At 64.7% G+C, this 25,828-nt stretch carries 21 protein-coding genes and 1 tRNA gene; 10 read left to right on the forward strand and 12 right to left on the reverse strand.

Annotated elements, in window-relative coordinates; genetic code table 11:
- Positions 1-126 precede the first annotated feature (126 nt).
- On the reverse strand, positions 127-1,137 hold the full coding sequence (locus AYJ54_RS29995; RefSeq protein ID WP_063704720.1) for a formylglycine-generating enzyme family protein: 1,011 nt from the start codon (positions 1,135-1,137) through the stop codon (positions 127-129).
- Between the two features lie 498 nt (positions 1,138-1,635).
- Between AYJ54_RS29995 and AYJ54_RS30000 the strand changes: the two genes are divergently transcribed.
- Positions 1,636-2,622, forward strand: a complete 987-nt coding sequence (locus AYJ54_RS30000; protein ID WP_063704721.1) for a helix-turn-helix domain-containing protein — start codon at positions 1,636-1,638, stop codon at positions 2,620-2,622.
- 32 nt (positions 2,623-2,654) lie between these two features.
- Here the strand turns inward: AYJ54_RS30000 and AYJ54_RS30005 are convergent, their stop codons facing one another.
- The 6 genes from AYJ54_RS30005 to cpdR all read right to left on the reverse strand — a co-directional run bounded on the left by AYJ54_RS30005 (position 2,655) and on the right by cpdR (position 5,029).
- Positions 2,655-2,897 carry a hypothetical protein gene (locus AYJ54_RS30005; RefSeq protein ID WP_063704895.1) on the reverse strand — a complete coding sequence of 81 codons (243 nt, stop codon included), beginning with the start codon at positions 2,895-2,897 and terminating at the stop codon, positions 2,655-2,657.
- Positions 2,898-2,911: 14 nt separating this feature from the next.
- On the reverse strand, positions 2,912-3,385 hold the full coding sequence (locus AYJ54_RS30010; protein ID WP_063704723.1) for an L-2-amino-thiazoline-4-carboxylic acid hydrolase: 474 nt from the start codon (positions 3,383-3,385) through the stop codon (positions 2,912-2,914).
- A gap of 150 nt (positions 3,386-3,535) precedes the next feature.
- Positions 3,536-4,072, reverse strand: coding sequence for a DUF488 domain-containing protein (locus AYJ54_RS30015; RefSeq protein WP_063704725.1), 537 nt, complete (start codon positions 4,070-4,072; stop codon positions 3,536-3,538).
- 34 nt (positions 4,073-4,106) lie between these two features.
- Positions 4,107-4,334: a hypervirulence associated TUDOR domain-containing protein gene (locus AYJ54_RS30020; RefSeq protein WP_063704727.1), complete on the reverse strand. Its 228-nt coding sequence runs from the start codon at positions 4,332-4,334 to the stop codon at positions 4,107-4,109.
- Between the two features lie 186 nt (positions 4,335-4,520).
- Positions 4,521-4,595 (reverse strand) — tRNA-Val (locus AYJ54_RS30025).
- Between the two features lie 74 nt (positions 4,596-4,669).
- Complete coding sequence (gene cpdR / locus AYJ54_RS30030; RefSeq protein WP_007597092.1) at positions 4,670-5,029, reverse strand: cell cycle two-component system response regulator CpdR; 360 nt, start codon at positions 5,027-5,029, stop codon at positions 4,670-4,672.
- A gap of 331 nt (positions 5,030-5,360) precedes the next feature.
- Between cpdR and AYJ54_RS30035 the strand changes: the two genes are divergently transcribed.
- The 3 genes from AYJ54_RS30035 to AYJ54_RS30045 all read left to right on the forward strand — a co-directional run bounded on the left by AYJ54_RS30035 (position 5,361) and on the right by AYJ54_RS30045 (position 8,543).
- Complete coding sequence (locus AYJ54_RS30035) at positions 5,361-6,251, forward strand: N-formylglutamate amidohydrolase (RefSeq protein WP_063704729.1); 891 nt, start codon at positions 5,361-5,363, stop codon at positions 6,249-6,251.
- A gap of 526 nt (positions 6,252-6,777) precedes the next feature.
- Entirely contained in the window at positions 6,778-7,560 is a 783-nt protein-coding gene (hisN, locus tag AYJ54_RS30040; protein WP_063704730.1) for a histidinol-phosphatase, read from the forward strand.
- Positions 7,561-7,577: 17 nt separating this feature from the next.
- Positions 7,578-8,543: a Bug family tripartite tricarboxylate transporter substrate binding protein gene (locus AYJ54_RS30045; RefSeq protein ID WP_063704732.1), complete on the forward strand. Its 966-nt coding sequence runs from the start codon at positions 7,578-7,580 to the stop codon at positions 8,541-8,543.
- Between the two features lie 238 nt (positions 8,544-8,781).
- Here the strand turns inward: AYJ54_RS30045 and AYJ54_RS30050 are convergent, their stop codons facing one another.
- Positions 8,782-9,672 (reverse strand): LysR substrate-binding domain-containing protein, encoded by an 891-nt coding sequence (locus tag AYJ54_RS30050; protein WP_063704734.1) that lies wholly within the window; start codon positions 9,670-9,672, stop codon positions 8,782-8,784.
- Positions 9,673-9,770: 98 nt separating this feature from the next.
- Here AYJ54_RS30050 and AYJ54_RS30055 point away from each other — a divergent pair, with 98 nt between their 5' ends.
- The gene (locus AYJ54_RS30055; protein ID WP_063704735.1) at positions 9,771-10,523 is read left to right on the forward strand and encodes a sulfite exporter TauE/SafE family protein; all 753 of its coding nucleotides are present in this window, start codon (positions 9,771-9,773) and stop codon (positions 10,521-10,523) included.
- Positions 10,524-10,588: 65 nt separating this feature from the next.
- On the opposite strand, the gene AYJ54_RS30060 is transcribed toward AYJ54_RS30055, so the two are convergent.
- Both AYJ54_RS30060 and AYJ54_RS30065 read right to left on the reverse strand, forming a co-directional pair.
- Positions 10,589-10,999 carry a GFA family protein gene (locus AYJ54_RS30060; RefSeq protein WP_063704737.1) on the reverse strand — a complete coding sequence of 137 codons (411 nt, stop codon included), beginning with the start codon at positions 10,997-10,999 and terminating at the stop codon, positions 10,589-10,591.
- A gap of 73 nt (positions 11,000-11,072) precedes the next feature.
- A complete protein-coding gene (locus AYJ54_RS30065) occupies positions 11,073-11,708 on the reverse strand; it encodes a LysE family translocator (RefSeq protein ID WP_063704739.1) in 636 nt (211 codons plus the stop codon).
- Between the two features lie 228 nt (positions 11,709-11,936).
- On the opposite strand from AYJ54_RS30065, the gene AYJ54_RS30070 reads away from it, so the two are divergent.
- Positions 11,937-13,736, forward strand: coding sequence for an adenylate/guanylate cyclase domain-containing protein (locus AYJ54_RS30070; RefSeq protein ID WP_063704741.1), 1,800 nt, complete (start codon positions 11,937-11,939; stop codon positions 13,734-13,736).
- Between the two features lie 178 nt (positions 13,737-13,914).
- A complete protein-coding gene (locus AYJ54_RS30075; protein ID WP_063704743.1) occupies positions 13,915-16,698 on the forward strand; it encodes a di-heme-cytochrome C peroxidase in 2,784 nt (927 codons plus the stop codon).
- Positions 16,699-16,845: 147 nt separating this feature from the next.
- On the opposite strand, the gene AYJ54_RS30080 is transcribed toward AYJ54_RS30075, so the two are convergent.
- Positions 16,846-17,793: an alpha/beta fold hydrolase gene (locus AYJ54_RS30080; protein ID WP_063704745.1), complete on the reverse strand. Its 948-nt coding sequence runs from the start codon at positions 17,791-17,793 to the stop codon at positions 16,846-16,848.
- A gap of 204 nt (positions 17,794-17,997) precedes the next feature.
- Here AYJ54_RS30080 and AYJ54_RS30085 point away from each other — a divergent pair, with 204 nt between their 5' ends.
- Positions 17,998-18,468, forward strand: coding sequence for an Hsp20 family protein (locus tag AYJ54_RS30085; RefSeq protein WP_063704747.1), 471 nt, complete (start codon positions 17,998-18,000; stop codon positions 18,466-18,468).
- A gap of 357 nt (positions 18,469-18,825) precedes the next feature.
- Entirely contained in the window at positions 18,826-19,596 is a 771-nt protein-coding gene (locus AYJ54_RS30090) for an alpha/beta fold hydrolase (RefSeq protein ID WP_063704749.1), read from the forward strand.
- 151 nt (positions 19,597-19,747) lie between these two features.
- On the opposite strand, the gene AYJ54_RS30095 is transcribed toward AYJ54_RS30090, so the two are convergent.
- Positions 19,748-20,533 carry a hypothetical protein gene (locus AYJ54_RS30095; RefSeq protein ID WP_063704750.1) on the reverse strand — a complete coding sequence of 262 codons (786 nt, stop codon included), beginning with the start codon at positions 20,531-20,533 and terminating at the stop codon, positions 19,748-19,750.
- A gap of 502 nt (positions 20,534-21,035) precedes the next feature.
- Here AYJ54_RS30095 and gltB point away from each other — a divergent pair.
- Positions 21,036-25,772: a glutamate synthase large subunit gene (gene gltB, locus AYJ54_RS30100; RefSeq protein ID WP_063704752.1), complete on the forward strand. Its 4,737-nt coding sequence runs from the start codon at positions 21,036-21,038 to the stop codon at positions 25,770-25,772.
- The last annotated feature ends 56 nt before the right edge of the window (positions 25,773-25,828 follow it).

Here is a 25,828-nt window from a genome sequence, read left to right on the forward strand (position 1 = left end):
GGCCACATATAGAGTTGGGAGGACGGGCATTTTTCCTCCAGCCGGTCCGCGGCAGAGCGGAAACTCCTGACGACTTTATCCAGATGGTTAGTAGCGGCGCGGCTGTTGCGCGTCGGACTATGCCGATCACGCAGCGCCATCTCTCAACATATCCGGCGCACGGCCGGACAGCCTCACCACACACCGGAATCCGACGTGGCTGGTCGATGTGTCGACAGGCTCGGCATGGCGCGCGGCCGGGCGATAGCGGCGGCAATAGTTCGGCGCGCAGAGATGCGAGCCGCCTTTCAAGACTTTCCGCGGAATGCGGATGCTTGGTAGACATGGATCAAAGCTCGCCTCCTCGCGCCCACCGCGCGGGTTGCGCGGGATGCAGCAGGGCTTTGCCGCGTCGGCTTCGTGCTTCGGCGACCACCAGTCCGAGGTCCACTCCCAGACATTGCCGATCATGTCGTAGAGGCCGTAGCCGTTCGGCGGGAAGGCCATGACCGGCGAGGTACGCTCGAACCCATCCTCGCCGAGGTTCTGGACAGGGAAGTTTCCCTGCCAGATGTTGGCCATATGCTTGCCGCCCGGCATCAGCGCATCGCCCCAGGCGAACTCCTCGCCGTCGAGGCCGCCGCGCGCGGCGAACTCCCACTCCGCCTCCGTCGGCAGATCCTTGCCGGCCCAGCGCGCATAGGCAGCCGCGTCGCTGTAGGAGACGTGGACGACGGGATGATCGTCGAGCCCCTTGATGTTGCTGCCGGGGCCATAAGGGTGACGCCAGTTGGCGCCGCGCATGAAGCTCCACCACTGGCTCCAGTCGCGGAGATCGGTGATGCGCGGCAGCGGCGAGAACACCAGCGAGCCGGCGTAGAGCATCTCCTTCACCGCTCCGGGATAGTCCTTGGGATCCGGGACGATCTGCGCCTCGGTGACGTGGCGGGTGGCGTTCACGAACTGCTTGAACTGCCGGTTGGTCACCGGCGTGCGGTCGATCCAGAAGCCGTCGACGGACACGCGATGGCTCGGCACTTCCTCGGGATAATGATGGTCGGAGCCCATCCGGAAGGTACCGCCGGGAATGAAGACCATCTCGCCCGTCTTCACGTCATCCGGCAACCACTCGCAGCGATCCAGGCCTGCCCGCAGCATCGTGAAAACTCCGATACGCGCACTCCACCTCGCGCTACGGCGCGGAATTCAGCGGATGTCGGCGATGACAGACTGCCCTATGCGCTGGACACATTGCCTGGCCCCTCTTCCTGGCGCTGAAGGCTGGAGATGCAAATGATGCGTTACGTAAACATCTCTTCCTTTTTTAGGTACCGTTTGAGCACACAACAGAATCTGACTGCGTTCTCCCCGCGATCCCGAGGAGCGAACGAATATCGCTTAGGTTGCAAAAGGTAACCGAAGATTGGACGACTGTGATGTGCAGTTTGTGCCAGCACGGCGCAACGGGGGTGAGCCTTAACGACGCCTGTTGCAAATCCCTCAATCAGCAGCGTTGTGAGGCAGACATCTCGCGTGAAATGCCGCAATGATTTTCCTCGAAACGGGAAGCCAGGTTGTCTCATCCGCTTCCCGCTGCGGTAGTATTTTGCAGTTGGTTGCCGCAGAATTGTCGCCCTTCAGTACAAGAGTACGGCCATGGGGCAGTTGCTTCTAGTTGATTCGCAAAAGCTTGACGGCTTCGAGGGCCTTCACCAGGCCGTTCACGGATCCCATGTCGACGTCATGCAGCTTGGACGCGGACGGCTGCGCGGCACGCTGTCCCATATCGGCATCGGAGATTTCTCCCTCAGCATCGGCGCCTTCAACGTCGGCATGCGCACTCAGCGCATCTCCAGCGACGACAAGCTGATCATCGGCATGCTGCTGGCGGCGGAGAAGCGCGTGGCCCATTGGTCGTTCGACATGCAGCTCAACGACGTGCTCGTGATTCCGCCGTTGCTCGAGCATGACGGCGTCTTTCACGGTGCATCCGCCTACGCGGCCATGCGCCTCGATCTCAACGAGGTGACGTCGCTGTTCGGTGGCGACGCCAGGCTGAGCGATCCCGACACATGGCGCAGCCGGGGCCACTTCCGGGCGGATCTTGCGACCGGCGCGATCGCCTCGCGCCGTCTGATGCAAATCATGTCTCATCTGCGCACCCACAAATACGGTCTCACGACGTCGACCGCCGATTTCTGGAAACGGTCGATCGTCGAGTGCATGGCCGCCAATGTCATGTCGTCTCTGCCGCCCGACGACGGCGGCTGGCTGCCTTCGGCAAGGCGGCTCATCCGCAGGGTCGAGGACTATCTGGACGAAGCCGGCCCTCGCCCGGTGCATGTTTCGGAGATCTGCGCGGCGCTGAGGGTATCGCGACGCACCCTGCATCGCGCCTTTCAGGAGGTGTTCGGGCTTGGGCCGGTCACCTTCCTGCGGCACAAGCGCCTGTGCACCATCCATTCGATCCTGCGCGGCAGCGCGCCGGGCTCGACGACGGTGGCGGCGGTGGCCATGCAGCAGGGCTTCTATGAGCTCGGGCGCTTCTCACAGTATTACTTCATGATGTTCGGCGAGCATCCGTCGCAGACTTTGGGAATTGCACCGTCTGTTCTTGCCAAGGACAGAAGCATCAGCGCCTAGCGTGCGATGCCGCGCAAGGCGCAGCGGCGCGGCTACCTGACATCCGCGCCAGTCTTCTTCTTGCGGGCTGCCCTGTGCTCGATCCAGGCGCAGCGGCGGGCCGTGGCGCCGGAGCGCGCGACGGCCGAGATGCCCTCGCCCGCGCGGAGCAGCGGCTCGGCGTTCTCGCGCAAAGCGCGGCAGCGAGCGAGCTCGGCCTGCCAGTCAATGATCCCTGCATGGGCGCTGGACGCGATCAGCGCCAGCATCGCGATTGCAGGACAGGCCGCCTTCATTGCCGAAGCATCCTTCATTTCGGCCGAGCCGGATCGCGCCGGTAGCGGAAGTCGCAGTGATCGGCGCCCTGCATGATCGTCTGCGTGCGCGCGAGCGTGACGTCAGGGCCAAATCCATCCGCGGTCGCGAAGTCGGCGGTGCAGATCAGGAGAAAACCGAGCTCCGGCTCGCCGAGCGCCTTGTAGAACTCGGCATAGGCGCAGCGCTTTACATCGAGGGCAAATGCGTCCTCGGTCTGTTCGATCACGTCATAGGCGATCGCATCGTCGCGGGCGTAGGTCTTGAAGGCCGACGCGACGGCCTTGCCGAGATTGGTCTCGTTCTTCGCTTTCCAGAATTCCTCGCCGTAGCGGCGGTAGAGATCGCCGAGCGCCTGGCGCACCAGCGCGTTGGCGCGCGTCTCGCCGAGCTCTGCCTGCAGGGCCTTGACCAGCGGGATCAGCACCTCGGCCTGGATCTTTGCCTGTTCGATGACGGAAACGCTCATTCGGGTGTCTCGCGCCCCGGATGGAGGCCGTTGCCCGGATGGAGCGCAGCGTAATCCGGGAGAACACGCGGCGGGCAATATCCCGAATTTCGCTTCGCTCGATCCGGGGTGCGCAACTACGGCAAGCATAGCCCCACCGGGGACGATTGGCTAACCTTCCGCCGGGTAGCACAAACGGCCGTCAGGCTGGATTCGCACGGCCGGGTTGATCTCGGCCGGCTCGACCTGCCCTGGTCCCATGATGTGAACAACGGTCTCGCCGGCGGCGATGAGATAATCGGCGATGATCCGCCGGTGACATCGCCACCACAGCGTCTCCGCGCACATGATCGCGCAACGCCGTTCGTGACCCAGTTCCCGTAGATGCGCGAGGCCGTCCTGAAAGGCATCGCTCATGGCGCAGTCGGCGTAATTGTGAAAGCTGTCGTTCTGCCAGAAGGCGTTGGACGCGCGCGGCACGTCGCGCTTGCGGCCGCGCAGGCCTCCGAGCGCGGCAATATGCTCGTAGCCGATCGAATGCGCCGCGAGCGATTGCGGCAAGGTCTCGCGGTTGTACTGCGGATTGGTGCGCGAGCGCGGCACGGTGCGAACGTCGACGACGAGCGTGACGGCGGCGTTCCGCAATAATTCGACGAACTCGTCAATCGGGCGGGTCGCGTGGCCGAGCGTGAAGAACGGATGAGCCATGGGATGCCCTGCCTGTCAGCGCGACCGCCGCCCGTCAGCTCCGCAGCCGCCGCAGCGCCCGGCCCTTGTGCAGGGCGACGTGGTCGGTCTTGTCGCTCTTGATCTCGTATTGCGGATCGTCCGGGCTCGCGTGATGGACGTAGCCCTTGTAGTCGACGTCCTTCCTGTGCACGCGCAGGATGTGGCCGCGCACACGGCCGGCCTCGGAATTCCAGCTCACGTGGTCACCGACTTTAAATGTCTTCCCGGCCGCCTTGGTCATGGAACATCAATGCCGGCCGGCGCCGGGCTGTTCCAGACGGTCCCACCCAATTGCAGTACGCTTCGCTCTGATGGGTTTGGCTGCCGGTATGATCGTGGCTTGCCGAGCCGTGGCTCGTGGCGACAAGCCCGCCTGCGCCCGTTCGCCTTCGGCGCGGCATCCTTCTCTCGCTTCGCGAGCGCAGGATGGTGGGCACGACAGGGATCGAACCTGTGACCCCTACCATGTCAAGGTAGTGCTCTCCCGCTGAGCTACGTGCCCTAGAGGTCGTCTAGATCGGGTGGGGTCCCTATAACGGCTCAGGGGAGCCGGCGCAAGGACGGAACGGGGCCGATTTAGGCCGCCAGCATCTTGTTCACTTCGCTCACCAATTCGCGCAGGTGCACCGGTTTCGACAGCACCTTGGCGTTCTTGGGAGCGTCCGAATCCGAGTTCAGGGCCACCGCGGCAAAGCCGGTGATGAACATGATCTTGATGTCGGGATCGAGTTCCGAGGCGCGGCGGGCGAGCTCGATGCCGTCCATCTCCGGCATCACGATGTCGGTGAGCAGCATCTCGAAAGGCTCTTCCCGCAACCGCTGATAGGCGGCCATGCCGTTGTCGTGCGATGAGACCTGAAAACCGGCGTTTTCCAGCGCCTTGACCAGGAAACGGCGCATGTCGTTGTCGTCTTCGGCAAGCAGGATTTTTGGCATGGCAGGAAACGTCGAATCCCAAGAGGACTATCAGCAGAGGTCACTAAGCCCGACAGAGGGTAAATTTGTGGTGAAAATGTTTACCCTGGGCCGCGATCCACCGGTTCTTTGTGAACCGGAATGCGGCACGAATCAATCGAGCCGTTCGGAGCGATGCCGCCTCCATGCCTGCACGGTTAAGACACGTTCCAGCGCCGATCACACTTTTTCGCTTGGCAGAATGGTTGCGATTCCAGACAATGAAAGCACATAAGAGCCGCTCGACCGGCCGAATCAATTCGATCCGAGCCCTGCCGGATCCTGCGGATGCTAAAGGGACGAAGCCCCTCAGATGACCCGGTTTGACGGCGAGGTATCGCCAGCGTTCGAGATCGTGGAGCCCGCGGAGTGGCGGGCGCCAATCATCTTCAACTCGCCCCATTCCGGCTCGACGTACCCGGACGAATTCCTGCAGGCCTCGCGGATCGACCTGCCGACGCTGCGGCGCTCGGAAGATTCGTTCATGGACGAGCTGATCGGCCACCTCAGCACTCGCGGCTTTCCGACCGTGCGCGTCAACTTCCCGCGCTCCTATGTCGACGTCAACCGCGAGCCCTACGAGCTCGACCCCCGGATGTTCTCCGGGCGGCTGCCGAGCTTCGCCAACACCCGTTCGATGCGCGTGGCCGGCGGGCTCGGCACCATCCCGCGCGTGGTCGGCGACGGCCAGGAGATCTATCGCGACCGCATCCTGGTCGACGATGCGCTGGCGCGGATCGAGGCGCTGTACAAGCCCTATCACCGCGCGCTGCGCCGGCTGATCAACAAGGTGCACCAGCTGTTCGGCACGGTGGTGCTGATCGATTGCCACTCGATGCCATCGGTCGGCGTCTCCCGCGACGAGCCGCGTCGCCCGGACGTGGTGATCGGCGACCGCTACGGCACGAGCTGCACGCCGCTCCTGCCCGACCGGGTCGAGGAGACCATGAGCAGCCTCGGCTATTCGATCGGCCGCAACAAGCCCTATGCCGGCGGCTTCATCACCGAGCACTACGGCAACCCCGCGAGCGGGCTGCACGCGGTGCAGCTCGAGCTCAACCGCGCGATCTACATGGACGAGCGGCGGCGCGAGCGCGGCGCACGCTTCGCACAGGTCGCATCCGACTTCGCAGTCCTCGCCGACGTGCTGGCGACGACGATTCCCTTCGCAGATCTCGGCCCGTTCCAGGCGGCGGCGGAATAGCGGTTCGCGCCCTTCGTCGCGCGATCGCATCGCGAGCGCTTCGCGCGGGAGCGTTTTCGATTCGCGCCCGAGCGCGCGTTGAAGTGAAAACAGAGGCCCAAGAAAAAAGGGCCGCTTGTGATGAACAAGCGGCCCAAGTCTAGGGAGGAAACGCCCAAGGAGGGCAGCGGTAACGCGAAGCGCTACCGCACCGCAACAATATGCGACTGCGCCGCACAAAGTGCAAGGGCTTTTGAGCCGTTTCCCATGCAAAAAACACAGGGCTCAATTGCTTCCAGCGAAATCCGGATTCAGTTTCTTTGATAAGGAATTTCAATGGGTTGATAGCCGTTTGCATACGAACGAGGCATATCCGGAACTAAGTTCTCAACGTCGTGATCGATATTTGGCCAGGATATGGCTCAGAGGAGGCAGCCGCCCCGGCATCCAAAATACCAGGGTGCAAATCAAGACAGCGCTGCACGGCGGGGGCGAATTGAGCTAGGCAGATGCGAGCTTCACCCGACTTTCGTTTTGAGGATTCGCCGTGACGGTGATCGACTTCTCAGCCTTCATCGGGCGGCTCGCCACCGCCTCCGGCGAGACTATCCTGCCGTTCTTCCGGACCTCGCTCTCGATCGACGACAAGAGCAAGACCAAGGATTTCGATCCCGTCACCGAGGCCGACCGCGCGGCAGAGGCGGTGATGCGGCGCCTGATCAAGGCCAATTTCCCCCAGCACGGAATCGTCGGCGAGGAGTTCGGCAACGAGCGCGAGGACGCCGACTATGTCTGGGTGCTCGACCCCATCGACGGCACCAAATCCTTCATCGGCGGCTTCCCGATCTGGGGCACGCTGATCGCGCTGTTGCACAAGGGCGCGCCGGTGTTCGGCATGATGCACCAGCCCTTCATCGGCGAGCGCTTTTCCGGCGACAACGGCTCGGCCAATTATAAAGGCCCCTCCGGCGAACGTCGGCTCCAGGTCCGCCGCTGCGCCTCGCTTGCCGAGGCCACGACCTACACGACGAGCCCGCTCTTGATGAGCGAGAGCGACCGCGCCATTTTCGGCCGCATCGAGAAGGGCGCGCGGCTCTCGCGCTATGGCGGCGACTGCTACTCCTATTGCATGCTGGCCGCCGGCCATGTCGACCTCGTGGTCGAGACCGAGCTCAAGCCCTACGACATCGCGGCGCTGATCCCGATCATCACCGGTGCCGGCGGGGTCGTCACCACCTGGGAAGGCAAGCCGGCGCAAAGCGGCGGCCGCATCATTGCCGCCGGCGATCCGCGCGTGCATGAAGAAGCGCTGAAATTGCTCAACGGATAGGCGGGCGAGGAGCTTGCATGAAAAACTGGCGCAAGCTTGTCCTCGCAACCCTGCTCCTGCTGCCGTCGCTCGCCGCGGCCCAGGATTTCCCGGCCAAGCCGATCCGGCTGGTGGTGCCGTTTCCGGCCGGCGGTCCCAACGACATCATTGCCCGCGTGATCGGCCAGCGCATGTCGGAGATCTCGGGCCAGCCGGTCATCATCGACAATCGCGGCGGACAGGGCGGCGTGCTCGGCACCGACGCGGTCGCAAAGAGCCAGCCCGACGGCTACACCATCGCCATCTCCAGCGCCGGCGCGCTCGCGATCAGCCCGAGCATGGAGAAGGTCGCCTACGACACGCTGAAAGATTTGACGCCCGTGACGCTGGTCGCGACCGTGCCGGAGATGCTGGTCGTTGCCACCAACGTGCCCGCCAAGGACATCGGCGAGCTGATCGCGCTGGCAAAGGCGCAGCCCGGAAAACTCAACTTCGCCTCCTCCGGCCCCGGCAGCCTGCCGCATCTTGCCGGCGAATTGTTCAAGCTGACCGCAAGCATCGACATCGTGCACGTGCCCTATCGTGGCGCCGCCCCGGCGGTGAACGATCTCCTGGGCCAGCAGGTGAAGATGACCTTCCTCGATCTGCCGGTGCTGCTGCCGCAGATCAAGGCGGGCAGCCTACGTCCGATCGCAGTCGGCTCGCCCGAGCGGGCACAGACCGCGCCTGATGTGCCGACCACGGCGGAAGCGGGCTTCCCTGCCCTACGCATCGAGAACTGGTACGGCATGGTGGCGCCGAAGGGCACGCCGAAGGAGATCGTAACAACGCTTCACCGCCTCGCGACACAGGCGATGGCCGATCCGGCCGTGAAGGAAAAGCTAACCGCGCAGGGCGCGAGCCTTGTCGGCGACACGCCGGAGCATTTTCGGCAGTTCATCGCCAACGAGACCGCGAAGTGGGCGAAGGTGATCAAGGACGCCGGCGTCGAGACGGCGAAGTAGGCGGCGACTTAAGGCACAGCCATCACCACAAAACAGGTGCGTTCCCTCCCCCCTTGCGGGGGAGGGCTAGGGAGGGGGGTGCCACACGGCACACGCTCTCCGTCTCTGCGCGAACGTCGCGCGTTGTTCTTGATAGACTTTTTCCTGGGCTACCCCCCTCCCTGCCCTCCCCCGCAAGGGGGAGGGAGCAGAGCGGAGCGCGTGGCAACACTGCACCTCGCATCTTGGCAGCACGCCCTCACATCGCCGCGGCGCGCAGATGCTCGACCAGCATTTTCGCCGGCCGCGGCAGCGTCTTGAAACTTCGCGCGCAGATGACGAGTCTCCGGTTGGCCCAGCTGTCGCGCAGGCGAACCATGGCGAGCGGCATCAGCTTGGCGCAACGGCGGGCGGCGGATTCCGGCACCAGCGCAACGCCGACGTCGGCGGCGACCATCTGGCAGATCGCATCGAAATCGCGCAGGCGCGCGCGATAATGCGGGCGCATGCCGAGCCGGGCGGCGTGCTTTGAGATATGGAGCTGGAGCGCGGTGGCGCTGGTCAGCCCGACGAAATCGCAACCGCCTGCCTCCTGGAAGTCGATCTGGCGGCGGCCGGCGAACGGGCCGCGCCGTGACGTCACCAGCGTCAGACGGTCTTCGCTGAAGACGAAGCGCTCGATGTGGTCGGGCAGCGCATGCTCGGCGGCGAAGCCGAGATCGGCGGCGCCCGCGGTGATCGCAGCCGCGATGTCGGTGCTCTCGCGCTCCTCGATGTCGACGGCGACATCGCGATGTTCGTGCAGAAAGCCGGCGAGCGCCTTCGGCAGGTGCTCCGACAGGCCGGAGGTGTTGGCGAGGAAATGCACGCTCGCCCGCACGCCGCTGGCAAAGCCGGCGAGATCGCCGCGCATGGCGTCGACCTGGTGGATGACGAGGCGAGAGTGATCGAGCAGGCTCTCGCCGGCCGCGGTCAACTCGACACCGCGGCGGCCGCGCTTGAGCAGCGCGACGCCGAGCGCGTCCTCGAGCCCCTTGATCCTGGCGCTGGCCGAGGCCAGCGCAAGATGCGACCGCTCGGCACCGCGCGTGATGCTGCGCTGGTCGGCGACCGCGATGAAAAGCTGGAGATCGACGAGGTCGAAACGCACTTGCTGTCTCCTTCGACGTTCAGCCTTCGTCAATGGCGAAGGCTATCTCCGGAACCTCCAGATTGTGCTGAAGCGCAGCTTCCGTCAATGTGGGCGGTATGATCGACCCGCTGCTCATCCTCATCGCCGCCGTCTTCCTGATCGCCGGATTCGTCAAGGGCGTGATCGGTCTGGGCTTGCCGACCGTCTCGATGGGCCTGCTCGCCGTGAGCATGGCGCCGGGCCGCGCGATCGCCATCGTGATCGTGCCCGCCATCATCACCAACATCTGGCAGACCTTCGTCGGCCCTTACCTGCGCGACATCCTCAAGCGCCTGTGGCCGCTGATGGTCGGCACCGTGATCGGATGCTGGCTCAACGCCGGCGCGCTCACCGGCCCCTATGCGCGCTACGGCACGATCGTGCTCGGCCTCCTGCTCATCATCTACGCGGTGATCGGACTGAACAAGTTCCACTTCCGCGTCGCGCCGAAGAACGAGAGATGGGTCGGCGGCGTGGTCGGCGTCATCACCGGGGCGATCTCGGCTTCGACCGGCGTGCAGGTGATCCCGTCGATGCCGTTCATGCAGGCGATCGGCATGGAGAAAGACGAACTCGTGCAGGCGCTCGGCGTGTTCTTCACGGTCGCAACGCTCGCGCTCGCCTTCAACCTCACCGCGGGCGGCCTCCTCACCCCGGCCAACGCCGTGCCGGGCGCCGTCGCAATGGCCTGCGCCTTTGCCGGGATGTTCATCGGCCAGTCGGTGCGGGCGCGCATGCCGGCGGAGGCATTTCGCCACTGGTTCCTGGTCGCGATGATCCTGCTCGGCCTCTATCTGGCGGGCAGCGCGCTGCTCAATGAGGTTGCTTAAGAGGCTCGAGTGCGACGAATCTAGTCGACCGAGATGCTCGAGTCACCTCGCACGCGAGGCAAGGCTCACGACTTCGGTGCGTAGCCGGGCACCCATTTTTCGTATTGAGGCAAATCGTCCTGGATCGTCCACCACGGCGCGCGCGACGAGGTAAATACGTGGAGGCGCGGCCTGACCTCCGGATCGTCATCGAGCAACCCGGCGGCAATGCTGACGGTCTCAAGATAGCTCGCCTTGCCCGGCGTCAGGCAGCCGCAGACCTTGCATCGATGGCGGAAACTCCCCGGCGCGGATTCGTAGCGCACCATCATGTCCTCGCCCGCGACGAAGCGAAACTTGCCGGCATCGACATGGGCATAGGTGGCGAATGGCGCGCCGGTCAACTTGCGGCAATTGGCGCAATGACAGTGCGTCAGCGAACGCACTTGGTCGACCTCGAACCGCACCGCGCCGCACAGACAGCTTCCACGAATCATTGCAACCACCCCCTCTGCCGGGATCGCGTCGGGAGCCCGATCCGCCGGCTTGTTATGGCCCTTCGCTTTGTTGTTATCGCGTTTCCAGCATGGCAACGCGGATACCGAGATAGACGAAGAGGCCGCCGAGCGTCCGGTTGATCCAGGCTATCACGCCCTCGGACTGCCGCAGCCGGTGCGCGGCCTTCGCCGCGAACGCCGCCAGGAACAGGCACCACAGCGTGCCCGTGCAGATGAAGATCAGGCCGAGCGTCAGGAAGGCGAGCGGCTTGTGCGACGAATCGACTGCGACGAATTGCGGCAGGAAGGCGAGGAAGAACAGCGCCACCTTGGGATTGAGCGCATTGGTGAAGACGCCCTGGAGAAAGACCCGCCGCAGCGATTTCTGGACGGGCTCGCCTGTCACGGCCGCCGCGAGCGCCGGCCGCGACCACAGCATTTGAAGTCCCGTCAGGACGAGATAGGCCGCGCCGACCAGCTTCAGGATCGCGAATGCCGTGGATGAGGCCATCAGCAGTGCCGATAGCCCGATCGCTGCGCCCGTCACATGGAATAAGCAGCCAAAACTGATGCCGAAGGCGGCCGCAGCCCCACCCCGCCATCCCATCTGCATGCTCCGGCCGATGACATAGACGGAGTCCGGTCCCGGCGTGATGTTGAGCAGCACGCCGGACAGGATGAAAAGCCAGAGTTCGTGAATGCCGAGCATGCCTGATGTCCCGTCCACCCGGGGCCGGGCGGTGTGAGGGAACCCGGCTTAGTCGGTTCGCCGGCCTGCGTCCACCGCCGGATTGCGTAGGATTTGTAACGAATTTGCAATGCGGATCATACTTCCGCTCGGCCTCTTCTGCTCTATAAAGGCAAGGTTCTTGAAATGCTGGATTCGGGACGACTGCCACGCCGTGGCCGGTCCCCGATCCGTTGGAGCCCTGGGGATATGGAAAGACGCCTGGCCGCCATCGTCTGCGCCGACGTCGCCGGCTATTCGCGCATGATGGGCCATGACGAGGCCGGCACCCATGCCGCCTTCAAGGCGCATCGCAGTGCGATTCATCCCATTATCCTCAATCACGGCGGCCGCGTCGTGAAGAACACCGGCGACGGATTCCTGCTGGAGTTCGCCAGTATCGTCGGCGCCACTGAGGCGGCGATCGCGATTCAGACGCTGATGGCGGAACGCAACCACCATCTGCCCGCCGAGCGCGCCATGCAATTCCGCCTCGGAATCCACATGGGCGACGTGATCGCCGACGAGGACGAGGTGTTCGGTGACGACGTCAACATCGCCGTACGCCTCGAATCCGTGGCCAGCCCCGGCGGCTTCGCGATCTCGGCCAAGGCCTACAAGGAAGTCGGCAAGCATCTCAGCGTATCGCTGGTCGATGCCGGCAATCACCGCTTCAAGAACATCAAGGATCCGGTCGGCGTCTGGACCTGGACGCCAGAGGGCGCACCTGCGCTCGTGCCCGAGGCGAAGGAGGCGTCGGTCCTGTCGCAGCAGTACCGGACCGCGATCGTCGGGGTGCTGCCCTTCGCCAATCTCAGCGACGCCCAGGACGACGAGTATTTCTCCGATGGCCTGACCGAGGACCTGATCCACGCGCTGTCGCTGCAATCGTTCTATCGCGTGCTGAGCCGCAACTCGACCTTCGCCTTCAAGGGCAAGAACGTGAGCACCCGCCTGATCGCGCGCGAGATCGACGCGACCTACCTGATCCAGGGTTCGGTGCGGCGTGCCGGCAGCAAGATCCGCGTCACCGCCGAGCTGATCGCGCCGGAGACCGGCGAGCAGCTCTGGACCGGCCGCTACGACCGCGACATCGGCGATCTCTTCGCGATGCAGGACGAGATCACCACCAACCTGTCCGCAGCCATCGCCACCGAGATCGTCCGTGCCGAAGCCTCCGCGCCCGCACGCCTCACCAACGACGTGACCGCCTGGGACCGCTTCCTCAAGGGACTCTCACATTATTACCGGCAGACCAAGGAGGACCTGAGCTCGGCCATCGCCCTGTTTCACGAGGCCATCACGCTCGATCCGAAACTGTCGATCGCCCACGCCTATCTCGCCACGATCCAGATCCAGAGCATCCAGTTCGGCTGGATCAAGGGCACCCGTGAATTGTGGGCCGAGGCGATGAACCTCGCCGAAACCAGCGTGCGGCTTGATCCGCGCTCTTCCTTCGCGTTTTCGATCCTGTCGTGGGCGCATGCGATGGAGGGGCATTACGAGGCCGCAATGGACGCCGCCAGGCGCGCGGTCGCGCTCAACCCCTACGACATGGGCGCGCGCGGTGTGCTCGGCATCTGCCACTTCGTCATCGGCGAGCACCGCGAGGCGATCGAGCTGTTCTCGATGGCGGCGCAGCGCGACAACAACGATCCGCGCTACCAATGGGCGGCACTGAATGCCTTCAGCCATTACCTGCTGGGGCAATATGACGCGACCCTGTCATGGGCGCGCGAACAGCTCTACATCAACCCCAATCACATGCAGGCGCTCGCGATCCGCGCCGCCGCGCTGGCACAGCTTGGACGCGCCGAGGAGGCCGCCGAGGCGGCCGAAGTTCTGCTCGGCAACTACCCGGCGCTGAACGCCGACCGGCATTTGCGGAATTTCCACTGGAAGCGGCCCGAGGACATCGCCCATTACCGCGAGGGCCTATTGAAAGCGGGTGTACCCTTCAGCAAGCTGACCCTCGTCCAGACCGACGTCAAGCGCGCCGCCGAATCCTGAGGGCAAACCTCGGCCCCATCGCAATCTCACGTCTGCTTTTATTGACACCGCGCGGAATTCCGCCACACTTCTCCACACGCTGAGGTAGCATAGTCTCCCGCTGTCTGTTTGTTAGGACTTTCCGCGCTCTATCGGCGCGTCTGCTTTTTACGATTCGCTGTTTTCAGGAATTTGGGCCATGCATAACCCTGCCTCGAAACCCTTCGATCCCCCGATCGAGGTGTCGCCGAACAATCCTTGTCCGTTCCTGCGCGGACTCGTCGGCAAGGGCTTCGTCGACGGCGGGACCGTCCCGCTGGGCACGCTGGCGCAGACCATCGCGAATGCGAGTGGCGAGAAGGGGCCGAAAAAGACGCTGGCCCGCATCGAGACCCGCGGCGTCGCGCTCATCGCCAACGGCGCGCGTCACCTGCTGAAGAGCATCTGGTCGGGCGCCCAGCTCGACGCGCTGCGCGGCGGCCCCCTGGACAAGCGCGGCGCCGGCTCGCGCATCCTCAGCGTGGACGGGCGCGTCAACGAGGACGAGATCGCGCGGCTTGCCAGCTTCGGCCGGAATTACCCCGATCCGTGCGGCGGCGTTGAGCCTGGCCTCAACGCGTCGGAGATCGAGATATTCATGCGCGATAACCTCAAGCGCGCCGGCGACGCTGCGCGCTGGTACTACCCGCTGCTGATGAAATTCGAATGGCCGATCCTGCTGAAGATCATGGGCAAGGGCGAGGGTGAGAACCGCTATCTCAGCGTGGCCGACGTGCGCACGCTGTTCAATGAGCGCAAATTCCCCGATCGCATCAACCAGCGACTTTTGTCGCAACCGGTGCTGTCGGCCTGCCAACGCACGATGCGCGGCGCCCTCAAGCTTGCGGCCCTGCTCGTCGCCCTCGGCCTCGTGACCCTCATCGCCGTTGCCGAATTCCCCGATCAGGTCAGGGCAGTCCTGTGGGGACAGGCGGCGCAATTGATCCCGCCGCCCCTGCCCCCGCTCCGTGAGACGACGGCTGCCTACTGGCTCGAGCAGAACTGGTCGCTCGAGGACCGGCACTGGTTCCATCACACCAGCCAGGGCACCGCAACGTTTCCTGTCCCCTACTCCTGGTTCATGGCACTGGAGCAGCCTCGCCTTCACCTGTTCTCGCGGCCAGGCATGATGAAGGACAGCACCTATCTCGAGCGCTTCGGCTTCATCCCGAGCCCGCAGTCCATCAACACCGACGCAACCACGCTGCGGCGCTTCGGCTATGCCAACGTCTACGAGACGAAGCAGCCGCCGAGCCTGTCGAGCGATTGGGGGCAAGGCGAGAATGTCGACGGCCTTCCGGTCGGATTTGCGCGGACGACGGGCGTCGTCGACCCTGCGACGGGACGGCGTGAAGAAGACAAGATCGGGCTGACCTGCGCCGCGTGTCACACCGGGCACATTCGTTACAAGGGCGTGGACGTGCGCTTTGACGGCGGACCGGCCATGACCGACCTGAAGAAGCTCGAGCTCTCGACCGGTCTCTCGATCGCCTACACCCTGTATGTGCCGTTCCGCTTCAAGCGGTTTGCCGATCGCGTGCTCGGTCCCGAGGCGAGCGACGCCGACCGCGACGCCCTCAAGCAGAAGCTCGGCGCGATCGGCAAATTCCTGCTCGACTGGCAGAACAATTACGACAAGACGATCGCCGGCAAGACGACCTGGGACGGCAAGCAGCAGAAGGACACCGAGGAAGGATTCGGGCGTCTCGATGCGCTCAACCGCATAGGCAATCAGGTGTTTGCGCAGGACTTCGCGTTCAGCGGCGTCGCTGGGTTCGAGAAGAACCTGCATGCCCAGGATGCGCCGGTCAGCTTCCCGCCGATCTGGACCGTGCCGTGGCTCAAATATGCGCAGTACGATGCCTCGATCGAGCAGCCGCTGATCCGCAATGCCGGCGAAGCCCTCGGCGTGACCGCGCTGCTCAACCTGTCCGATGCCTATCCCAAGGACAGGCTCTACCGCTCCTCGGCCGAGATCACCAATCTGCACTGGATCGAGAGCTTGCTGGCAGGTCCCGATCCCTACGCGCAGAAGAAGCTCGGCGGGTTGACCTCACCGAAATGGCCTTCGCAGATCCTTGGCGACGCCTGGAAGATCGATCCCGATAGCGTCAAGCGCGGCCGCAAGCTCTACGCGACGATCTGCGTTGAGTGCCACCTCGGTCCCGTCAACGATCCCGAGTTCGACAAGGAGTATCCGGAGAAAAGCGTCTGGTCCTCGCCGCGCTGGGAGCGCATCGGAGACCAGATGGTGCTGAACCCCGTCCAGAAGAGCGTCGCGGGGATGGGGACGGATTCCGCACAGGCCAACGTCCTTGAGAAGCGGACGATCTCCGTGCCGGGCTTCCTCGACCTGCAGCCGACGCGCATTCTCGGCGAGCAGTGGAAATGCACGAACCTGCCGGAGACCTCGTCGACCGAAATGTCCTACGCGCTTGGGCTGATGGCCATCGTCGACGTCGTAAGCCGCAAGGCGATGGATGACGCACAAATCCCGCCAGAGAGACAGAAGTCCTGGTGGGGCGCCCGCGCGAACTGCCCTAATCCCGGGCCGCAGCCTCCGGACCCCAAGGAGCCACGCCCCTGGTATCGCGCGCGTCCGCTGAACGGCGCGTGGGCCACCGCCCCGTATCTCCACAACGGCTCGGTCCCCTCGCTCTACTGGATGCTGAGGCCGGCGGCCGAGCGCCCGAAGAAGTTCTGCATGGGCAATCGCGACTACGATCCGAAGCAGGTCGGCTTCGCTGTCGTCGAGGGCGAGACCTGCAAGACCGGAGAAACGCAGTTCTCGACCACCTGGCCCGACGGCACCGAGATCAACGGCAACAGCAATCGCGGCCATTCATTCGAGGGCACGCCGGGGCCGGACAAGCCAGGCGTCATCGGGCGCCCGCTGGAGGAAAAAGAGCGCTACGACCTGATCGAGTATCTGAAGACGCTGTAGCGAGAGGCGCTCTTTGACACGCGCGACAAGACGCGGATGCCCGGGACAAGCCCGGGCATGACGAGATTGTGGGACGATCGGCCGCTCAGGACGCATCGAGCTCGCTGTGATCCGCGCAGGCCATTGTCCTGCTGCTCGCCTACCACCTCACCCGAATAACGGCGTGCCCGGCACGAAGGCGTCGAACGCGGCCCAGAATTGCGCGCGGTAGCGGTCCTGCTCCTGGAGGATCTCGTGCTTGGCTCCGGCGATCACGAGATGGGAGCCTGCACGCAGATGATAGGCGAACTCCTCGATCGCCGCGGTCGAGACCACGGTGTCGTTGGAGGCCGCCAGCATCAGGATCGGCTGCCGGATCTCGGACGGGTAGTACATGCCCTTGAAGGTCTGCATCGCGCGGAACGCGGTATCGGCCCAGGCGACCGTCGGCGATGCCAGCCCGAGCGTCGGATCCTCCTCGAGGATCGCCGCGTTGCGCGCATAGCGCACGGGATCGCTGGTCAAGGGATTGTTGATGAAGGGATCGAGCCCGGTGAGACGGTCGCTGCCGCCGGGCACGTAACGGCCGCCCTGCCCCAACAGGCGCATGGTCCTGAGCAGCGCCCGGACCGGAAACGAGGTGGAGCGGCCTGGCAGGTCGATCATCGGCGCCGACAGCACCATGCGGTCGAACCAGCGCTTGCCCGCATGCGCCACCCGCAGCATCACCGCGCCGCCCATGGAATGGGCGAGCGCAAAAAAGGGCGGCGGACAATCCGGCAGCACCACCTGCTGCACGAAGGTCTCGACGTCGACCTCATAATCGGAGAAGGCGCGCACAAAGCCCTTGCGCGGATCGCGCAGGCGGCGCGAGGAATGGCCCTGCCCGCGCCAGTCGATCATCGCCACCGCAAAGCCGCGATCACGCAGGTCACGCACCGTCTCGAAATATTTCTCGATCTGTTCGCCACGCCCGGTGAAGACGCAGACGGTGCCCTTGCGGCCCGCCGGCGGCGCCCAGCGTGCGAAGCGCAGCTCGGCGCCATCGGGCGTCTTGATGGTGCCGCTGACGACGTTTTCGGGAACCGGATTGGCGGGGATCGAGACCAGCGTCATGGTGGGAGGTGCTGAAAATCAAGGGGCGGACGCGCCGAAAAGGCGCCGTTGCCGCCCTCTTGAACGCTGTTTCGTCCCACCCATATCATTTTCGTGCAGGCCGCTACCAGTGCTTCGGAACCGAAGCATCAGGCTGCACACAGACTAAGCCCGGCCCGATTCGCGGGCGGGTTACCAGATCAGTCGCTCAATGGAGGACTAACCATGCGTACCTACGACCTCACCCCCTTCTATCGTTCCACCGTCGGCTTCGACCGTCTCTTCAACCTGCTCGACCAGACAAGCTCCGACGGCAGCCCCGGCTATCCGCCCTACAACATCGAGCGTACCGGCGAGAACGCCTACCGCATCACCGTTGCGGTTTCCGGCTTCTCCAAGGATGAGCTGTCCATCGTCGCGAAGGAAAACACGCTGACGATCAAGGGCGAGAAAGTCGCGAACGAGAACAGCAGGAGCGAAGTGCTCTACCGCGGCATCGCCGCCCGCGCCTTCGAGCGCGCCTTCCAACTTGCCGACTTCGTGCAGGTGAAGGATGCCTCGCTCGAGAACGGGCTGCTTCATGTCGACCTCGTGCGCGAGATTCCCGAGGCCAAGAAGCCGCGCCAGATCGCGATCAACACCAGCGCGCAACCTGCGCAGGTGATCGAGGGCTCCGCCGGCAAGGCGGCCGCTTAAGACACCTCGACAACTTCCAAGTTACGAAAACGCCCCGGTGCCCCGGGGCGTTTTTTGTTTGCATGACGCAAAGAGACGCACGAGAATTTTTGGGCGCCTTTTGTTTTGCTCAGCTCTCCCCGATGTCGTCCTGGCGAAAGCCAGGACCCATTACCCCAGGGAGACGTTTGGCGAAGATTCGTCGTCCGGTACTCGCACCGTCCGCCATCGATAGACCTCGCGGTATGGGTCCTGGCTTTCGCCAGGACGACACCGGATGGTTTTTTGCGCTACATCACAGAGCGGTGAAGAGGCGTAACGAGCTAGCCGCATGCTCCGTCCTTTGGGCATCGAAGCCAAGAAGGACGGAGAATAATCGTGACACTTTGGCGCAGCCTTTTCGTCGCCGCGAGCCTGTTGGCGGCCCCACTCAGCCTTGCCCATGCCCAGGCACCGCAGACCGTGAAGGCGAAGAATGTCGTGCTGGTGCACGGCGCCTGGGCGGACGGCTCGAGCTGGTCGGAGGTGATCCCGATCCTCCAGGCCGCGGGCCTGCATGTAACCGCGGTACAGAATCCGCTGGGCTCGCTCGCCGAGTCCGTCGAGGCGACCAGGCGCGCGCTGGCGGAGCAGGATGGTTCGACCGTGCTGGCCGCGCATTCCTGGGGCGGCACCGTGATCAGCCAGGTCGGCACCGATCCGAAGGTCACTGGCCTCGTCTATGTCGCAGCGCGCGCGCCCGACGCCAACGAGGATTTCGTCGCGCTGTCGAAGCAATTCCCGACCGGACCCGCGCGCGCCGGCATCGTCGAGCGTGACGGATTCACAAAACTCTCCGAGGACGCCTTCCTGAAGTATTTCGCCAACGGCGTCGCACCGGACCGCGCGAAGGAGCTCTACGCCGTGCAATGGCCGACGGCCGCCTCGATCTTCGCAGGCCGCACCACTGAAGCCGCCTGGCACTCGAAGCCGAGCTGGTACGCGGTGTCGAAGAATGACTACACCATCAATCCAGATTTCGAACGCTTCCTGGCCAAGCGCATGAATGCGACCACGATCGAGCTCGACGCCGGTCACCTCTCGCTGGTGTCGCATCCGAAGGAGGTGGCGAATTTGATCCTGGATGCGGCGGGGTACGGGCATAGCTAAGCGGCGATCGCTTGAAAGCACAAAGGCGCCCGAGGTTTTCGGGCGCCTTTTGTTTTGCTCATCCCTCTCCTCAATGTCGTCCTGGCGAAAGCCAGGACGACATTGAAGGAGCGGCCGGCGCTGTCGCGATTTAACGAACAGCGCCCACGTCCTAATCCAGCCCCTGCGCGGCCGGCATCTCCTGGGTCGGCAGGATCGTCGGTGCGGGCTTGGACTGGCCGACGGTTGGAGTGGCGGCTTGCGGCGCGGCCTCGGCGGGCTTGGGCTGCACGGCGGCTGTCTGCTGCGAGGGCTGAGCCTGCCCAGGTTGAGCCTGCGGCGCTTGCGCCTGCTGCGGCGCCGGCTCGGTTGAGGCCGGCCTGGCGGCGGCGACCGGCGTCTGGCCGCGCGGCGGGGAGGCCTTCGGCAGCGGCACGGTGCGACTCGCCACATGCGGGATCGGAGCCGGCGGCCGCGGCGGACCGCTGCGGATCACGGTCGGCGGCGGCAGCGCGCTATGCGGTCCGTAAGGCGCAACCGCGCCCTCATCATAGGCCGGAGCCATGCCGAAGGCGTCGTAGGCCGGCATGAAACGTAAAATCCGTCCGTCGCGGGCATCGATCACGAGCCGCCCATCGTCACCGCGGCGGTCGATCACCGCGATGGTGTAGACGGTGCCGCGCAGGCGCGGGATGCCGAGCGGCGAGAAGCCATTGTCGCGGAGCACGGCGTAGACCTCGGTCGGCGGCAGCAGCGCCGGCGCCGCGCCGCGCTCATCCTCGTAGCCGTAGCGGTATCGTGGTGGTGGTGGAACCTCCGGCGGGCCATAGGGGCCGTCGAAATCCGAAACCGCGATATAGGGCCCCCGCGCGCCTCCGTTCGCCAGCACCTGCGCCTCGGCAGCCGTTGCAGCCAGCGCCAGCGCGGCGGCGGCCACACATCCTGTGAAAAACTTCATGGTCGAACGCTCCTGTCAGGCCCTAGAAGCGGCGCGCGCTGTTTCGCTTCTGGTGGCGGGGCGCGCCTTTCCGAGGGTTGATCCGAAGCTTCCTTGGGGATTTCGGCGCCGCTTCGACGCGCCTAGGGCCGGATCAGGGCGCGTTTGCTTCAAATCCGGGGCGGCGCGCCATGCGGAAAGCGCCGATTGACACTCTGGGAATCGGGACTTTCGCGCGCTTGTGTGCTAGACAAAAATTTGGCAAGGTGATGGTTAGGACAGGAAGACTGTCTCAATTTGGCTTGCGGTTCCGGCACAGGGATTGCAGCGAAACTTGGTGCTCTCGAGCGCCAAGAAGGTGACAGGCAAAGCCGTTCTCGGGGACGAAGAACGCCTAGGCCTGAATTTAAGAAAATGCGGCTCGCAACGGACGAGCGGTGGCCCTGAAGCGGGTGCCGCGGGACGCCCAAGGTGCGCCGAAGATGGCGGTGAGGCAGCTTGCCGCATGGAGAGGACGAGGACAATGAACGGGTCGCAATTCGAGCGCGCAAACATCGTGGCAGAAGAGCTGTCGGCGACGGTCGCCTCGAAAACGACCGATCGTCCGCTCGAAAAACATACCTACCGCCCGCCCGCCGAAGGTCTTTACGACCCGAGCCTGGAAAAGGATTCCTGCGGCGTCGGCTTCATCGCCAACATCAAGGGCAAGAAGTCGCACGAGATCGTCTCGGACGCGCTAAGCATCCTCTGCAACCTCGAACACCGCGGCGCGGTCGGCGCCGATCCGCGCTTCGGCGACGGCGCCGGCATCCTGGTGCAGATCCCGCACGCCTTCTTCGTCCGCAAGGCCAAGGAGCTCGGCTTCGCGCTGCCTAATCCGGGCGAATACGCCATCGGCGCGCTGTTCATGCCGCGCGACACCGCCTGGCGCAACGTCATCAAGAGCATCATCGCCGACCAGATCAAGGAGGAAGGCCTGACGCTGCTCGGCTGGCGCGACGTGCCGACCGACAACTCCTCGCTCGGCGTCACCGTGAAGCCGACCGAACCCGCCTGCATGCAGGTGTTCATCGGCCGCAACGGCGCCGCCAAGACCGACGACGAGTTCGAGCGGAAGCTCTACATCCTGCGCAAGTCGATCTCGCAGGCGATCTACCAGCGCCGCGACCGCGGCCTTGCGGGCTACTATCCCTGCTCGATGTCCTGCCGCACGGTAATCTACAAGGGCATGTTCCTCGCCGACCAGCTCGGCAAGTACTATCCCGACCTGCACGAGAAGGACTTCGAGAGCGCGCTGGCGCTGGTGCATCAGCGCTTCTCGACCAACACCTTCCCGACCTGGTCGCTGGCGCATCCCTACCGGATGATCGCGCATAACGGCGAGATCAACACGCTGCGCGGCAACGTCAACTGGATGGCGGCCCGCCAGGCCTCGGTGAGCTCGGCGCTCTACGGCAAGGACATCAACCGGCTCTGGCCGATCTCCTATGAGGGCCAGTCCGACACCGCCTGCTTTGACAACGCGCTCGAATTCCTGGTGCAGGGCGGCTACTCGCTGCCGCACGCCGTCATGATGATGATTCCGGAGGCGTGGGCCGGCAATCCGCTGATGGATGAGAAGCGCCGCGCCTTCTACGAATATCACGCCGCGCTGATGGAGCCGTGGGACGGCCCCGCCGCGATCGCCTTCACCGACGGCCGCCAGATCGGCGCGACGCTCGACCGCAACGGCCTACGGCCGGCGCGCTATCTCGTCACCAAGGACGACCGCATCGTGATGGCGTCCGAAATGGGCGTGCTCAAGATCCCCGAGGATCAGATCATCACCAAGTGGCGCCTGCAGCCCGGCAAGATGCTGCTGGTCGACCTCGAACAGGGCCGCCTGATCCCCGACGACGAGATCAAGGCCGAGCTCGCCAAGGGCCATCCCTACAAGGAGTGGCTGGACCGCACCCAGATCGTGCTGGAGGAGCTGCCGAAGGCGCCGACCACCGGCGTGCGCTCCAACCTGTCGCTGCTCGATCGTCAGCAGGCATTCGGCTACAGCCAGGAAGACATCAGCATCCTGATGACGCCGATGGCCTCCACCGGCGAGGAAGCGACGGGCTCGATGGGCAACGACACGCCGGTCTCGGCGCTGTCGGACAAGCCCAAGCCGCTGTTCACCTACTTCAAGCAGAACTTTGCGCAGGTCACCAACCCGCCGATCGATCCGATCCGCGAGGAGCTGGTGATGAGCCTGGTCTCGATCATCGGACCACGGCCGAACCTGTTCGACCTTCAGGGCCTCGCCACCACCAAGCGTCTCGAGGTGCGCCAGCCGATCCTGACGGACGCGGATCTGGAGAAGATCCGCTCGATCGCCGATCTCGGCGATTCCCATTTCAGGTCGCGCACGCTCGACACCACCTTCCACGCCGGCCTTGGCGCCGCGGGCATGGACCAGGTGCTGGACGAGCTCTGCGCACGCGCCGAATCCGCGGTGCGCGAGGGCGTCAACATCATCATCCTGTCCGACCGCATGGTCGGCACCGACCGGGTGCCGATCCCATCGTTGCTCGCCTGCGCCGCCGTGCATCATCATCTGATCCGCACCGGCCTGCGCACCTCGGTCGGCATCGTCGTCGAATCCGGCGAGCCGCGCGAAGTGCACCACTTCGCCTGCCTTGCCGGCTACGGCGCGGAAGCGATCAATCCCTACCTCGCGTTCGAGACCATCATCGCGATGAAGGACCGCCTGCCCGGCTCGCTCGACGACTACGAGATCGTCAAGCGCTACATCAAGTCGATCGGCAAGGGCCTGCTCAAGGTGATGTCCAAGATGGGCATCTCGACCTACCAGTCCTATTGCGGCGCGCAGATTTTCGACGCGGTCGGCCTCAAGGCGGACTTCGTCTCAAAGTTCTTCGCGGGCACCCATACCCGCGTCGAGGGCGTGGGGCTGGCCGAGATCGCGGAAGAGGCCGTGCGCCGCCATGCCGACGCGTTCGGCGAGGCGCAGGTCTACAAGAGCGCGCTCGACGTCGGCGGCGAATATGCCTACCGCACCCGCGGCGAGGACCATGCCTGGACCAGCGAGTCCGTGTCGCTGCTCCAGCACGCCGCGCGCGGCAATTCGCAGGAGCGCTATCGCGCCTTCGCCAAGATCCTGAACGAGCAGTCCGAGCGTCTCCTGACGCTGCGCGGCCTGTTCCGGATCAAGAGCGCCGAGGAAGAGAAGCGCAAGCCTGTAGCCCTCGACCAGGTCGAGCCGGCCAAGGACATCGTCAAGCGTTTCGCCACCGGCGCGATGAGCTTCGGCTCGATCTCGCGCGAGGCGCACACCACGCTTGCGATCGCCATGAACCGGATCGGCGGCAAGTCGAACACCGGCGAAGGCGGCGAGGAGGCCGACCGCTTCAAGCCGCTGCCGAACGGTGATTCCATGCGCTCGGCGATCAAGCAGGTCGCCTCGGGCCGCTTCGGCGTGACGACGGAGTATCTCGTCAACTCCGACATGATGCAGATCAAGATGGCGCAGGGCGCCAAGCCCGGCGAAGGCGGCCAGTTGCCCGGCCACAAGGTCGACGCGACCATCGCCAAGGTCCGGCACTCGACGCCGGGCGTCGGCCTGATCTCGCCGCCTCCGCACCACGACATCTACTCGATCGAGGATCTGGCGCAGCTCATCTACGACCTGAAGAACGTCAACCCGGAAGGAGACGTTTCGGTCAAGCTGGTCTCCGAGATCGGCGTCGGCACGGTCGCGGCCGGTGTCGCCAAGGCGCGCGCCGACCACGTCACCATCGCAGGCTTCGAGGGCGGTACCGGTGCTTCGCCGCTGACCTCGATCAAGCATGCCGGCTCGCCCTGGGAGATCGGCCTTGCCGAGACCCACCAGACGCTGGTGCGCGAGCGGCTGCGCAGCCGTATCGCGGTGCAGGTCGACGGCGGCTTCCGCACCGGACGCGACGTCGTGATCGGTGCGCTGCTCGGTGCCGATGAGTTCGGCTTTGCCACGGCGCCGCTGATCGCGGCCGGCTGCATCATGATGCGCAAGTGCCACCTCAATACCTGCCCGGTCGGCGTCGCGACGCAGGACCCGGTCCTGCGCAAGCGCTTCACCGGCCAGCCCGAGCACGTCATCAACTACTTCTTCTTCGTCGCCGAGGAAGTCCGTGAGATCATGGCGAGCCTCGGCTTCCGCACCTTCAACGAGATGGTCGGTCAGGTGCAGATGCTCGACCAGACCCGTCTGGTCGCGCATTGGAAGGCCAAGGGCCTCGACTTCTCGAAGCTGTTCGTCAAGCAGAAGGAAGAGAAGGGCCAGAAGATCTATCACTCGGAGCTCCAGAACCATCATCTGGAGGCCGTGCTCGACCGCAAGCTGATCGAGAAGGCTCAGCCCGCACTCAACCGCGGCGCGCCGGTGAAGATCGAGGCCGAGATCAACAACACCGACCGTTCAGCCGGCGCGATGCTGTCGGGCGCGGTGGCCAAGATCTACGGCCATGCCGGCCTGCCGCACGACACGATCCATGTCGGCCTCAAGGGCACCGCCGGCCAGGCCTTCGGCGCCTGGCTCGCCCGCGGCGTCACTTTCGAGCTCGAAGGCGAAGGCAACGACTATGTCGGCAAGGGCCTCTCCGGCGGCAAGATCATCGTCAAGCCACCGCGCAACGGCGGTATCGTGCCGGAGGAGAGCATCATCGTCGGCAACACCGTGATGTACGGCGCGATCGAGGGCGAGTGCTACTTCCGCGGCATCGCCGGCGAACGTTTTGCCGTGCGCAACTCGGGCGCCGTCGCCGTGGTCGAGGGCGCAGGCGATCACTGCTGCGAATACATGACCGGCGGCATCGTGGTCGTGCTCGGCAAGACCGGGCGCAATTTCGCGGCCGGCATGTCCGGCGGCATCGCCTACGTGCTCGACGAGACCGGCGACTTCGACAAGCTGTGCAACCTCTCGATGGTCGAGCTCGAGCCGGTGCTGTCGGAAGAGATGATCGCCCAGAGCGCCTACAACCAGTTTGGCGACCTCGAGGCGCACGGCCGGGTCGACGTGTTCGCGAACCTGCTCGACTCCGACGTCGAGCGGCTGCACGTCCTGATCACGCGCCACGCGAAGGCGACCGGCTCCACGCGCGCCGCCGACATCCTTTCCAATTGGAAGGAATGGCTGCCGAAATTCCGCAAGGTGATGCCGGTCGAGTACCGGCGCGCGCTGCGCGAAATGGCCGCCAACGCGGACGCCGAGCCGAAGATCGCGATCGGGGCGTAAGGAATCGAAACCCGTCATTGCGAGCGCAGCGAAGCAATCCAGCATCTTCCCTCAGG

This window comes from Bradyrhizobium centrolobii (genome assembly GCF_001641635.1).
GTDB lineage: Bacteria > Pseudomonadota > Alphaproteobacteria > Rhizobiales > Xanthobacteraceae > Bradyrhizobium > Bradyrhizobium centrolobii.

Excerpts from the sequence above, each read along its gene's own strand:
- AYJ54_RS29995 (WP_063704720.1), bottom strand. The coding sequence starts at position 1,137 with ATGCTGCGGGCAGGCCTGGATCGCTGCGAGTGGTTGCCGGATGACGTG.
- AYJ54_RS30000 (WP_063704721.1), top strand. The coding sequence starts at position 1,636 with ATGGGGCAGTTGCTTCTAGTTGATTCGCAAAAGCTTGACGGCTTCGAG.
- AYJ54_RS30005 (WP_063704895.1), bottom strand. The coding sequence starts at position 2,897 with ATGAAGGCGGCCTGTCCTGCAATCGCGATGCTGGCGCTGATCGCGTCC.
- AYJ54_RS30010 (WP_063704723.1), bottom strand. The coding sequence starts at position 3,385 with ATGAGCGTTTCCGTCATCGAACAGGCAAAGATCCAGGCCGAGGTGCTG.
- AYJ54_RS30015 (WP_063704725.1), bottom strand. The coding sequence starts at position 4,072 with ATGGCTCATCCGTTCTTCACGCTCGGCCACGCGACCCGCCCGATTGAC.
- AYJ54_RS30020 (WP_063704727.1), bottom strand. The coding sequence starts at position 4,334 with ATGACCAAGGCGGCCGGGAAGACATTTAAAGTCGGTGACCACGTGAGC.
- cpdR (WP_007597092.1), bottom strand. The coding sequence starts at position 5,029 with ATGCCAAAAATCCTGCTTGCCGAAGACGACAACGACATGCGCCGTTTC.
- AYJ54_RS30035 (WP_063704729.1), top strand. The coding sequence starts at position 5,361 with ATGACCCGGTTTGACGGCGAGGTATCGCCAGCGTTCGAGATCGTGGAG.
- AYJ54_RS30045 (WP_063704732.1), top strand. The coding sequence starts at position 7,578 with ATGAAAAACTGGCGCAAGCTTGTCCTCGCAACCCTGCTCCTGCTGCCG.
- AYJ54_RS30055 (WP_063704735.1), top strand. The coding sequence starts at position 9,771 with ATGATCGACCCGCTGCTCATCCTCATCGCCGCCGTCTTCCTGATCGCC.
- AYJ54_RS30060 (WP_063704737.1), bottom strand. The coding sequence starts at position 10,999 with ATGATTCGTGGAAGCTGTCTGTGCGGCGCGGTGCGGTTCGAGGTCGAC.
- AYJ54_RS30065 (WP_063704739.1), bottom strand. The coding sequence starts at position 11,708 with ATGCTCGGCATTCACGAACTCTGGCTTTTCATCCTGTCCGGCGTGCTG.
- AYJ54_RS30070 (WP_063704741.1), top strand. The coding sequence starts at position 11,937 with ATGGAAAGACGCCTGGCCGCCATCGTCTGCGCCGACGTCGCCGGCTAT.
- AYJ54_RS30075 (WP_063704743.1), top strand. The coding sequence starts at position 13,915 with ATGCATAACCCTGCCTCGAAACCCTTCGATCCCCCGATCGAGGTGTCG.
- AYJ54_RS30080 (WP_063704745.1), bottom strand. The coding sequence starts at position 17,793 with ATGACGCTGGTCTCGATCCCCGCCAATCCGGTTCCCGAAAACGTCGTC.
- AYJ54_RS30085 (WP_063704747.1), top strand. The coding sequence starts at position 17,998 with ATGCGTACCTACGACCTCACCCCCTTCTATCGTTCCACCGTCGGCTTC.
- AYJ54_RS30095 (WP_063704750.1), bottom strand. The coding sequence starts at position 20,533 with ATGAAGTTTTTCACAGGATGTGTGGCCGCCGCCGCGCTGGCGCTGGCT.
- gltB (WP_063704752.1), top strand. The coding sequence starts at position 21,036 with ATGAACGGGTCGCAATTCGAGCGCGCAAACATCGTGGCAGAAGAGCTG.